Origin of the sequence: Pseudomonas quasicaspiana (assembly GCF_021147825.1) — a bacterium.
Classification (GTDB): Bacteria; Pseudomonadota; Gammaproteobacteria; order Pseudomonadales; family Pseudomonadaceae; genus Aquipseudomonas; species Aquipseudomonas quasicaspiana.
Genome location: NZ_JAGTPI010000104.1, coordinates 1 through 11,561 on the forward strand (window position 1 = coordinate 1; position 11,561 = coordinate 11,561).

Annotated in this window: 10 protein-coding genes; 8 read left to right on the forward strand and 2 right to left on the reverse strand. The window is 57.7% G+C overall.

What is annotated here, in order from left to right:
* The first annotated feature begins 147 nt into the window (after positions 1-147).
* From KDX30_RS28910 to KDX30_RS28930, 5 genes are all read left to right on the forward strand, one after another.
* Complete coding sequence (locus KDX30_RS28910) at positions 148-1,245, forward strand: polyamine ABC transporter substrate-binding protein (protein WP_027900695.1); 1,098 nt, start codon at positions 148-150, stop codon at positions 1,243-1,245.
* A 233-nt stretch (positions 1,246-1,478) separates the two neighbouring features.
* Positions 1,479-2,573, forward strand: coding sequence for a polyamine ABC transporter substrate-binding protein (locus KDX30_RS28915; protein WP_122807168.1), 1,095 nt, complete (start codon positions 1,479-1,481; stop codon positions 2,571-2,573).
* A gap of 56 nt (positions 2,574-2,629) precedes the next feature.
* Positions 2,630-3,772, forward strand: a complete 1,143-nt coding sequence (potA, locus tag KDX30_RS28920; RefSeq protein WP_027900693.1) for a polyamine ABC transporter ATP-binding protein — start codon at positions 2,630-2,632, stop codon at positions 3,770-3,772.
* A complete protein-coding gene (locus KDX30_RS28925) occupies positions 3,769-4,689 on the forward strand; it encodes an ABC transporter permease subunit (RefSeq protein WP_122397864.1) in 921 nt (306 codons plus the stop codon). The genes potA and KDX30_RS28925 overlap by 4 nt, the downstream gene beginning before the upstream one ends.
* Positions 4,686-5,570 carry an ABC transporter permease subunit gene (locus KDX30_RS28930; RefSeq protein WP_027900691.1) on the forward strand — a complete coding sequence of 295 codons (885 nt, stop codon included), beginning with the start codon at positions 4,686-4,688 and terminating at the stop codon, positions 5,568-5,570. The genes KDX30_RS28925 and KDX30_RS28930 overlap by 4 nt, the downstream gene beginning before the upstream one ends.
* Before the next feature lie 136 nt (positions 5,571-5,706).
* Here the strand turns inward: KDX30_RS28930 and KDX30_RS28935 are convergent, their stop codons facing one another.
* Positions 5,707-8,094, reverse strand: coding sequence for a penicillin acylase family protein (locus tag KDX30_RS28935; protein WP_231678203.1), 2,388 nt, complete (start codon positions 8,092-8,094; stop codon positions 5,707-5,709).
* A 194-nt stretch (positions 8,095-8,288) separates the two neighbouring features.
* Here KDX30_RS28935 and KDX30_RS28940 point away from each other — a divergent pair, with 194 nt between their 5' ends.
* The gene (locus tag KDX30_RS28940) at positions 8,289-9,230 is read left to right on the forward strand and encodes an alpha/beta hydrolase (protein ID WP_231678204.1); all 942 of its coding nucleotides are present in this window, start codon (positions 8,289-8,291) and stop codon (positions 9,228-9,230) included.
* 58 nt (positions 9,231-9,288) lie between these two features.
* On the opposite strand, the gene KDX30_RS28945 is transcribed toward KDX30_RS28940, so the two are convergent.
* A complete protein-coding gene (locus KDX30_RS28945; RefSeq protein ID WP_027900687.1) occupies positions 9,289-10,041 on the reverse strand; it encodes a DUF2059 domain-containing protein in 753 nt (250 codons plus the stop codon).
* 149 nt (positions 10,042-10,190) lie between these two features.
* Between KDX30_RS28945 and KDX30_RS28950 the strand changes: the two genes are divergently transcribed.
* Together KDX30_RS28950 and KDX30_RS28955 are read left to right on the forward strand one after the other, a co-directional pair.
* Positions 10,191-10,814: a 2OG-Fe(II) oxygenase gene (locus KDX30_RS28950; RefSeq protein ID WP_099267920.1), complete on the forward strand. Its 624-nt coding sequence runs from the start codon at positions 10,191-10,193 to the stop codon at positions 10,812-10,814.
* Positions 10,815-11,035: 221 nt separating this feature from the next.
* Positions 11,036-11,473 carry a DUF4399 domain-containing protein gene (locus KDX30_RS28955; RefSeq protein WP_231678205.1) on the forward strand — a complete coding sequence of 146 codons (438 nt, stop codon included), beginning with the start codon at positions 11,036-11,038 and terminating at the stop codon, positions 11,471-11,473.
* Positions 11,474-11,561: the final 88 nt, after the last annotated feature.

The window sequence follows — 11,561 nt, forward strand, 5'->3', positions numbered from 1 at the left end:
CGATAAGGCTGGACGCGATCTAAAGTGAACCGCGTCCAGCCTTATCGCGGGCAAGCCCGGCTCCCACATGAAAGCTTGAAAGCGTGCCCCGGAAATTGCCAGACTAATGGCTAGAAGCCGCTACCTAATAACACTGGAGTTGTACACATGAAGAAATTTGGCAAGACCCTCCTCGCTTTGTCCCTCATGGGTGTCGTGGCCGCTGCTGCGCAGGCCGACGACAAAGTGCTGCACGTGTACAACTGGTCCGATTACATCGCCAAGGACACCATCTCCAAATTCGAAAAAGAGTCGGGCATCAAAGTCGTTTACGACGTGTTCGACAGTAACGAAACCCTGGAAGCCAAGCTGCTTGCCGGCAAGTCCGGTTACGACATCGTCGTGCCGTCGAACAACTTCCTGGCCAAGCAGATCAAAGCCGGGGTTTACCAGCCGCTGGACAAGTCCAAGCTGTCCAACTACAAAAACCTGAACACCGACCTGCTCAAAGCCGTGTCGGTCAGCGACCCGGACAACAAGCACGCCTTCCCGTACATGTGGGGTTCGATTGGTATCGGTATCAACCCGGACAAAGTCAAAGCCGCATTGGGTGCCGACGCTCCGGTCAATTCCTGGGACTTGCTGTTCAAGCCAGAGAACGCCGCGAAGCTGAAATCCTGTGGCATCAGCTTCCTCGATTCGCCAACCGAAATGCTGCCGATTGCCCTGCACTACCTCGGTTATCCAACCGACAGCCAGGACAAGAAACAGTTGGCTGAAGCCGAAGCGCTGTTCATGAAAATCCGTCCTTCGATTGGCTATTTCCACTCCTCGAAATACATCTCCGACCTGGCCAACGGCAACATCTGCGTCGCCGTGGGTTACTCGGGCGATATCTATCAGGCCAAATCCCGCGCTGAAGAAGCCGGTGGCAAGGTGAAAGTCAGCTACAACATTCCGAAAGAAGGTGCTGGCAGCTTCTACGACATGGTGGCAATCCCTAAAGACGCGGAAAACGTCGACGGTGCCTACAAGTTCATGAACTTCCTGCTGCAGCCGGAAATCATGGCCGAGATCACCAACGAAGTCCGCTTCCCGAACGGTAACTCGGCGGCAACGGCCCTGGTCGATAAAGACATCACCAGCGACCCGGGTGTTTACCCACCTGCTGATGTGCTTGCCAAGCTTTACGCCATCGCTGACTTGCCAGCCGCCACCCAGCGGATCATGACCCGCAGCTGGACCAAGATTAAGTCGGGTAAATAATCCCGGCTGACGGAAAACCTGTAGGAGCTGCCGAAGGCTGCGATAGCGGTGTGTCAGAGACATTGCATCGCAGCCTTCGGCAGCTCCTACAGGTAAGTCCAAGGCACTGTCACATAAAGTTTTTTTGCGATACGCGGTCAACAACGGTAAGTTGCGCCCCCGGATTTTTCCGACCTGATCTGCTCAACTTTCCGACACGGGCACCAGACCCCACCTCAAAAAGGATTGTTCACGTGTCTATTTCTTTATTTGCCAAATCCATGCTCGCCGCCGCCACGCTGACAGCTACCGTCGCAGCGCACGCCGCACCCACCGTGCATATTTATAACTGGTCCGATTACATCGGCAAAACCACCCTCGAAGACTTCGAAAAAACCACCGGCATCAAGCCGATGTACGACGTGTTCGACTCCAATGAAACCCTGGAAGCCAAGCTGCTCGCGGGCCGCACGGGCTATGACGTTGTCGTGCCGTCCAACCACTTCCTCGGCAAGCAGATCAAAGCGGGCGCGTTCCAGAAGCTCGACAAGAGCCAGCTGCCGAACTACAAGAATCTCGACCCGGCGCTGCTCAAGCGTTTGGAGAAAAACGATCCGGGTAACCAGTACGCTGTGCCGTATCTGTGGGGCACCAACGGCATCGGTTACAACGTCGAGAAAGTCAAAGCGGTATTGGGTGTCGACAAGATCGACTCCTGGTCGGTGCTGTTCGAACCTGAAAACATCAAGAAGCTGCAGAGCTGTGGCGTAGCCATGCTCGATTCTGCCGATGAAATGCTCCCGGCCATGCTCAATTATCTGGGCCTGAACCCCAACAGCACGAACGAAGCCGACTATAAAAAGGCCGAAGCCAAGCTGATGGAGATTCGTCCTTACGTGACTTATTTCCACTCCTCCAAATACATCACCGATCTGGCCAATGGCGATATCTGCGTAGCGGCCGGTTTCTCGGGCGACGTGTTCCAGGCCAAATCCCGGGCGGAGGAAGCAGGCAAAGGCGTGAACATCGCCTACAGCATCCCGAAAGAGGGCGGCAACCTGTGGTTCGACATGCTGGCGATCCCTGCGGACTCGAAAAATACCAAACAGGCCCACGCATTCATCAATTACATGCTTGAGCCTAAGGTGATCGCTGAGGTCAGTGACGAAGTGGGTTACGCCAACCCGAACCCGGCTTCAGACGAATTCATGGACAAGGACATTCGCGCGGATGAGGCGGTCTATCCGTCCAAGGAAGTGCAGGAGCGCCTGTACGTCAATTCCGAGTTGCCGCCGAAGATTCAGCGCGTCATGACGCGCAGCTGGACCCGAATCAAATCCGGTAAATAAAAGACCCCGCGCCCGGTCATGCAGACCGGGCTGCAAACCAGTTGGGAGTTTCACCCATGGCAGTTGCCTCCGGCGCCTACAAGAAATCACTCGAAGGCGATCAGCAACCCAAGCAGGTGCTGGTCAAAATCGATCGGGTCACGAAGAAATTCGATGAGACGATTGCCGTGGACGACGTGTCCCTGCAAATCAACAAGGGCGAGATTTTCGCCTTGCTGGGCGGTTCCGGCTCCGGCAAGTCAACGCTGCTGCGCATGCTGGCCGGTTTCGAGCGGCCGACAGAAGGGCGGATCTTCCTCGATGGCGTCGATATCACCGACATGCCGCCGTACGAGCGTCCGATCAACATGATGTTCCAGTCCTACGCGCTGTTTCCGCACATGACGGTGGAGCAGAACATCGCGTTCGGTCTTCAGCAGGACAAGCTGCCCAAGGCGGAAATCACCGAGCGCGTCGCTGAAATGCTCAAGCTGGTGCAAATGACCCAGTATGCGCGTCGCAAGCCTCATCAATTGTCTGGCGGTCAGCGTCAGCGTGTGGCGCTGGCTCGTTCCCTGGCGAAGAAGCCCAAGCTGTTGTTGCTCGACGAGCCGATGGGCGCGCTGGACAAGAAACTGCGTTCGCAGATGCAATTGGAACTGGTGGAGATCATCGAGCGGGTCGGCGTGACCTGCGTGATGGTGACCCACGACCAGGAAGAAGCCATGACCATGGCTGAACGCATCGCGATCATGCACCTGGGGTGGATCGCTCAGATCGGCAGCCCGATCGACATCTACGAAACCCCGACCAGCCGCCTGGTCTGCGAATTCATTGGTAACGTCAACCTGTTCGAAGGCGAAGTGATCGAGGACATGGAAGGCCATGCCCTGATTCGCAGCCCCGAGCTGGAGCGCAATATCTACGTCGGCCACGGCGTGACGACCTCGGTGGAAGACAAACACATCACCTACGCGTTGCGTCCGGAGAAACTGCTGGTCACCACAGAGCAGCCGAGCTTCGAATACAACTGGTCGCGGGGCAAAGTCCACGACATCGCGTATCTGGGCGGCCATTCGGTGTTCTACGTGCAACTGCCGTGCGGCAAGCTGGTGCAGTCGTTCGTTGCCAACGCCGAGCGCCAAGGCACACGACCGACCTGGGGCGATGAAGTGTTTGTCTGGTGGGAAGACGACAGCGGCGTGGTATTGCGCTCATGAAGATACGCAAAATCAAGCGTGCTCTGGGGCGGATAACCCCCAACGGCCGGCAGCTCGTCATTGGAGCGCCGTTCCTCTGGCTGTTTCTTTTCTTTGCTCTGCCGTTTCTGATCGTCATCAAGATCAGTTTTGCCGAAGCCGACGTGGCGATTCCGCCCTACACCGAAATCTTCAGCTACGCCGAGCAGAAGTTCGAGGTCATCCTCAACTTCGCCAACTACGCGTTGCTGACAGGCGATGACCTGTACATTTCGGCGTATCTGGGCTCGCTGAAAATGGCGTTCTTCAGCACCTTGCTGTGCTTGTTGATCGGCTTCCCGATGGCCTATGCCATTGCGACCGCACGCAAGGAACTGCAAACCGTGCTGTTGCTGTTGATCATGATGCCGACCTGGACCGCGATTCTGATCCGGGTGTACGCGTGGATGGGCATCCTCAGCAATAACGGGCTGCTCAATGCGTTCCTGATGTGGCTGGGCCTCATCGACGAGCCGTTGCAGATTCTGAATACCAATCTGGCCGTCTATATCGGCGTGGTGTATTCGTACCTGCCGTTCATGATCCTGCCGCTGTACGCCAACCTGGTTAAACATGACGCAAGCCTGCTTGAGGCGGCGTCTGACCTGGGCTCGAGTAACTTCAACAGCTTCTGGAAGATCACCGTGCCGCTGTCCAAGAACGGCGTCATTGCGGGTTGCATGCTGGTGTTCATTCCGGTGGTTGGTGAGTTTGTTATTCCTGAGCTGCTGGGCGGGCCGGAAACCCTGATGATTGGCCGCGTGTTGTGGCAAGAGTTCTTCAACAACCGTGACTGGCCGGTGGCTTCGGCGTTGGCGGTGATCATGCTGTTGATCCTGATCGTGCCGATCATTCTGTTCAACCGCAGTCAGGCCAAAGAGCTGGAGGGCAGGGCATGAGAGGCTTTCGATTCTCAAACATGATGCTGGTCCTTGGGCTGCTGTTCATCTATGCACCGATGGTGATTCTGGTCATCTACTCGTTCAACGCCTCCAAACTGGTCACGGTCTGGGGTGGCTGGTCGGTGCACTGGTATGTCGGGCTGCTGGATAACTCGCAACTGATGGGCTCGGTGATGCGCTCTCTGGAAATCGCCACCTACACGGCGATTGCAGCGGTAGCTCTGGGTACCATGGCAGCGTTCGTGTTGACCCGCATCACACGCTTCAAAGGCCGCACGTTTTTCGGTGGGCTGGTGACGGCGCCGCTGGTCATGCCTGAAGTGATTACCGGCCTGTCGCTGTTGCTGCTGTTCGTGGCCATGGCCCAGTTGATCGGCTGGCCGCAAGAGCGGGGCATCGTCACCATCTGGATCGCTCACACCACGTTCTGCGCGGCTTATGTGGCCGTGGTGGTTTCGGCACGGTTGCGTGAGCTGGACTTGTCCATCGAAGAAGCTGCCATGGATCTTGGTGCGCGGCCCTGGAAGGTGTTCTTCCTGATCACCATCCCGATGATCGCGCCTTCGCTGGCGGCGGGGGCCATGATGTCTTTTGCGCTTTCGCTGGACGATCTGGTACTGGCGAGCTTTGTCTCTGGTCCGGGTTCAACGACCTTGCCGATGGAAGTCTTCTCCGCTGTACGCCTGGGTGTTAAGCCGGAAATCAACGCCGTCGCGAGCCTGATTCTGCTGGCCGTTTCGTGCGCAACTTTCCTGGTCTGGTTCTTCAGCCGCCGTGCCGAGCAACAGCGCAAGAAAGCCATCCAGCAAGCCATCGAAGAAAGCGCGGCTGATAGCTACAAACAGCCCGACCCACGCCGCGCGGCTGCGCCGGTTTAGTATCAGTTGGCACGACGTGAACCTAGTGGGAGCGAATTTATTCGCGAATGCGGTACATCAGACAAAGATATTTTGAATGTGCCGCCCATTCGCGAATGAATTCGCTCCCACAGGGTAAATCTCCGCCGCCGCTTAATCAGTGCCCCGGCATCAACCTCAAGGTGCCTTGTGCATTCTTCGCCACATCCTCTTCGCTCAGATGCTGCGGCACGTACTCGCCGTTGATGTAGGTCTGTGCCTGATCCGAATAATGCTTGTCGAACAGCACGCCGCTCTGTCCGACGGGGTTGATGCCGAGCGCGTGGGCCGGGTCGGCGAAGTCGATCAGGCGGCGGGTTGAGGGGCCGTAGGTCACTGGCCAAGGCGCAGGTCCGATGCGTGACGAAAGATTGTTCGGCACTTCATGAGTGCCTGGCGCTGCGAACGGACCGACGTTTAATAGCGTATCCAGCGGCTTTTGCGTGCCCAGCGGATGAGCGTGGGTCAGGGTGTGGGCTTTGCCCCAGCGCCATTCGTCCGCGTTGAGCCCATATGTGGATTTCAGGTGCGACACCGTGGCGTGCCACGCGACTTTGACGGTGTTGGCGCGGTTCTCTTCGAGCGGCGAATTACGATTGTTCCACCACGGCGAACTGGCGTCGGCGGCTACGCGGGGCAGGGCAGCATCGATCACCCTTGTTGATAGCAGCGTTTCAAAGAGACCATCGCCCAGCTCATCGTGGAAGACTTCTTCGCTCAGGTCGAAGAGGAACTGGTTGAATAACGTCGCGCCTACCGAATCAACCGTGTAGTCGCCTTTCCAGTTGGCCAGTCGCTCTACCAGCGCTTTCTCTTCCGGGTCACTGATGACCTCGCGGAGGACTGGAAGCAAAGGCTGTAAAACCCGATTGGCATACTCAGTTTTCGTGCCCAGTTGCAGCGCTTTGCTGTTGTCCAGACCCCATTTCACCGAGGCATCACTCAGCTGTTGGTTCAGCTGTTGGCCGCGATCAGCCAGGTTGTAGTAACCGGGGATTTGCATGCCGGTGGGCGAGAGTGGCTGGAAGTTGGCCGAGACGATGTAGCCGCGCGCAGGGTTCTCTTCCTGAGGGTTGGCGCTGAAGGGGTAAAAGCCCAGCTTGTCGGCTTGCTCAGTGCTGCCATCGAGGATGTAGTTCGGGTTGACCCCTTCCGGGCGAACAGGCAGCTGCGCCGCGGCCCACCAGCCGATATCGCCTTTGGCATTGGCCCAGACGATGTTCAGCCCCGGTGCCTGAATTTTCTCGGCCGCGGCGCGCATTTTATCCAGCGTATCGGCACGGTTTACTTCGTAGAAGCCTTCCAGAATCGGGTTCTCCGACTCCAGGAATGACCACCACATGGCAACCGGTGTGGTGCTTGCGGTGACACCCATCACGTCGTTGACGATCGGACCATGAGGCGACCTGCGCAGCGTCAGTGTGACCGGCGCTTCGCCTTTGACCGTAATCTGTTGTTCGGTGGTGGTCATGTCGACCCACTCCCCGTGATACCAGACTTGATTGGGGTTCTGCGGATTGGTCTTCTCGGCAATCAGGTCCAGGTCATCGTTCTGGAACATGGTCAGGCTCCAGCCGAAGTCCATGTTGTTGCCCAGGAACGCGAAAGGGTTGAGCGCTTGATGATGACCGTACAGCTCAAAGCCCGGCGCGGACAGATGGGCTTCGTACCACACCGCCGGCACCGAGAAGCGGATGTGCGGATCGCCCGCCAGTAACGGTTTGCCGCTTTTGGTTCTATTGCCGGAAACCGCCCATGCATTACTGCCTTCGAACTGAGGTAAACCCGCTTTTTCAAGTGCCTGGCTGCTCAGGTACGCGAGCTGATTGAGGTTTTTCCAGTCGCTGCTTGAAAGCCTGGCTGGCTGATCAAGAACGCCCTGTGGCTGCCAGTCGAGGTCGAAGACTTTCAGGTAGTCGGCACCCAGTTCGTCACGCACGTAGGTCAGCAAAGGCTCGGTACGAAAGGCAGCGGCAAAACTGTAGGCCATGTAACCGCCGACGCTCAGTGTGTCCTCTGCGGTGAACGGTCGTTTGGGGATGCCCAGCAGATCGAACTCCAGCGGTTTGGCGTGGCTGTCCTGATACTGGTTGATGCCGTCAAGGTAGGCTTGCAGGGCTTTCCAGGTCGGTGTGTCTTTGTCGTGGCGGGCGACATAGTCGTCGGCGTGTTCACGAATACGCAGGCTGCGGAACAGCTTGTCCGTCGCGACCAGTTTTGGGCCCAGCACTTCAGCCAGTTCGCCCCGTGCCAGGCGACGCATCATCTCCATCTGGAACAGTCGGTCCTGAGCTTGCACATAACCCAGTGCGCGATACAGATCAGCTTCGTTCTCGGCGCGAATATGCGGCACGCCGCGCTCGTCATAACGCACGCTGACTGGCGCCTGGAGGTGAGCGAGGGATAGCTCACCGTCACGCTGAGGTTGCTTGCTGTGCAGATACCAGGCGCTCGCGCCAATGACGAGGGCGATGATGAATACAAGGATAGACAGGCTGCGTTTCATCCGGCTTCTCAGATAAGGCGACAAGGCGCGATTGTAGGCATATTGGAGGGCATGTTGGACGGCTAGACGCATTGATTCACATTTGAATGCAATCCTGTGAGAACCATTTGCAGCTGTTTGGGCGGGCCCGGCTTGCGATGTTCAGGGATACAGCTGAATATCCCTGCACCGTTTATCGTCCTTCCGGAAAACCCATGTCTGCCACGTTTGACCCCGACGCCCTGCGCAACAGTCTGAAACCGTTGAGCGCTGCCCAGCCGCTGTCTGCGGAGGGTTTGGCGTACCAGCGCTTTTACGTGCTGGACAGGTTGGGGCTGGAGCGTCCACTGCGCACCTGGCTGGGCAGAATGGATGTGGGTGGTTATGAGATTGTCGGGCAGGTCTGGATTCCGGATAAACCCGTGGCGACGTTGTTTTTCATGCATGGCTTTTATGACCACATGGGCCTGTTCCGGCATGTGATCGAGTGGGCGCTGAGCAAGGGTTTTGCGGTGATCTCGTGTGATTTGCCCGGTCACGGCCTGTCCAGCGGTGCGCGCGCCAGCATCGACGACTTCGCCGAGTATCAGGCCGTCCTGCAACGCTTGTTCGAGGAGGCACGCACACTGCAGTTGCCCACGCCATGGCACCTTTGCGGGCAAAGCACGGGGGCTGCGATTCTGATCGACCATTTGCTTGATCGTGGCGTTGAAAGTCCCGCTCAAGGTCAGGTCATTCTGCTTGCGCCACTGGTCAGGCCTCGGGCGTGGGGGTGGTCAAAGCTGAGCTATCAACTGCTCAATCCCTTCGTCACGGGCATCGCCCGGCGCTTCAGCGAAAACTCCAACGCCCCTGCGTTTCTGCCGTTTCTGTTGGCAGATCCCTTGCAACCACGTCGTTTGCCGACTGCCTGGGTCGGCGCATTGGCGCGCTGGATCAAGCGCATAGAGTCCGCCCCTTCAAGCTCACGCAGCCCGATCATTATCCAGGGTGACGCCGACATGACCGTTGACTGGCGTCATAACCTGAAAGTGCTGAACGAGAAATTTGCGGAGCCAAAAGTGCTGATGATCGACAATGCGCGCCATCATCTGGCGAACGAAACGCCTGAGACTCGCGCACTTTATTTCGCGTTTCTGGACCGCCAGATGGGCTGATGTTATTCCGCGACAGAGCTGCGGGTCTTGTCATCGGCAGGCTGAAAAAACGGGGTTTTTAAGGTGCCAGGCTCGACGAGCTTTGCCCAACGGCCAGCCCGGCGCGTATCGCCGCCAGTGCGGCCTGGTAGTAAGCCTTGCCGTCGGCGGATTCAGCAAAAGTGGAAAACTCTTCCAGTTCCGGATCGGAGAGGTCGCGGTAGACGTAGAGCAAGGTGTTGTTCATGTCTGCCTCGATCTGCGCCATTAGACGTTCGCGCTGACCGTCGAGCATGCCCTGAGCCTGACCGCCGCCCAGCAATCCAGGAATCATTTGGCTCAGGCTGTCGGCGGCCACACCGGCAATCGCCAGACTGACTTCAGCACCTGCCTGCTTGGCGGGCAGTGCCTGGGCGAGGTGACCGATCAACAGTTGGCGAGTAGCGTCGGCCTGAATCTGTGGCAGGCCTTTGGCATTTTTTGCCAACTGGTCAGGGCGAGTGGCGGTCAATTCGGCGTTGACGATCTTGCGCCCCAGCGGAGACTGGAAGAACTGCAGCGCAGGGTTGGGGTTGCGCAGACTTTCGCGCAGGCGCTGTTCGGCGCGTTGATCCATGGCTTGAGGGGCGAAACGCTGATTGCTGTTGTTGACCAGCGCTTGAAATACCGCAGGTGGCAGGCTGTTGCGATAGCGTTGTTGCGCAGCTTTGAGGGCGTCGTTGAAATGCGCGCGCTGTTCTGGCCAGCCGGCGACCTTGTACAACTGGTCATAGCTGTCTGCCCAGGCGGGCATCGTGCAGAACATCAACAACACAACAAACAAACGGCGCATAGGGACTCCTGTCGGCAGGTCGCTATTGTCCCGGTGGTTACGGGGCTTTGTCGAGTTATGAGTTTGCCGCCCCTGTGAAATTTCATTCACTTAGTGGTCAGTCGAGTGCGGACACTTCCCGATTCCCGGGCGGCTGGATACTATGCGCCATGCAAATCGCCTCTGATCATCCGCTGCTGCTTCGAATCGTCGACGACCTCGCTGCCCGCGGCTGGTCGCAGCAAAATATTTTCTTGCCTGAAAGCCTGACGCTGGAGCTGGCCGACGAGTGCCGCACGCGTGCCGCCGAAGGTGAACTCGCGCCTGCTGCTGTCGGACGCGGGCCATTTCAAGAGATTCGCGAAGGGATTCGTGGCGATCATATCCAGTGGCTGGAGGCCGGGCAGTCTGAGCCTTGTGATCGTTATCTGGGGTTGATGGACAGTCTGCGTCAGGCGCTGAATCGCGGTTTGTTTCTGGGGCTGGAAGACTTCGAAAGCCATTTCGCTCTGTACCCGCCAGGGGCGTTCTATCTCAAGCATGTGGATCGCTTCCGCGACGACGACCGGCGTATGGTCTCAGCGGTGGTTTATCTGAACAACGCCTGGCTGCCGGAGCATGGTGGACAGCTGCGCATGTTCCTCGATGACGGCGTGGAATATGACGTGCAGCCAACCGGTGGCTGCCTGGTGGTATTCATGTCTGGGGATATCCCCCACGAGGTGATGCCAGCCAGCCGTGATCGGCTTTCATTGACTGGCTGGTTTCGTCGACGTGGGGATGGGGTGTTTTAAGCGCCTCTCAGTCGTGCAACAAACGCTTGACCTGTAGGAGCTGCCGAAGGCTGCGATAGCGGTCTGTCAGGATGAATGCTTCGCAGCCTTCGGCAGCTCCTACAAAACGATGTTTGCATGAAATCTTTGTCATAAAGCCTGCTTCTCCAGAACGTTAAGCCAGTGCCGCGCTATGGTTACAGGGATGCCATTCAAGGGCTGACTGCCTGACTGGAGAACCCATGAAAACCCTTTCTGCAAAAACCGCTCTCGCAGGCCTGCTGTTCGGGGCGTCGCTGATGGCCAGTGCTGCCGACGTACCGCGCACGCCATCACCTGCCGGGGCCGAGGTGTACATCATTTCGCCTAAGGATGGGGAGACGGTGCCGGGGACGTTCAAGGTCCAGTTTGGCCTCAAGGGCATGGGCGTGGCGCCTGCTGGCGTAGACATTCCCGAAACTGGCCATCACCACTTGCTGATCGACGTCAAAGACCAGCCGGACCTGAATACACCGCTGCCGATGACTGACAACATCCGTCATTTCGGTAAAGGGCAGACCGAAACTGAAGTCACTTTGCCGCCTGGCCCTCACACCTTGCAGTTGCTGGTGGGCGACAAGAGCCACATTCCGCTGAATCCTTCGGTTGAGTCGCGGGTGATCAGGGTCAATGTGAAATAGTTGGGCTGGCAGTTAACCCTGTAGGAGCGCGCTTGCCCGCGATGGCGTCTGTACTGTCGATACATTCATCGACTGACAGACCGAATCG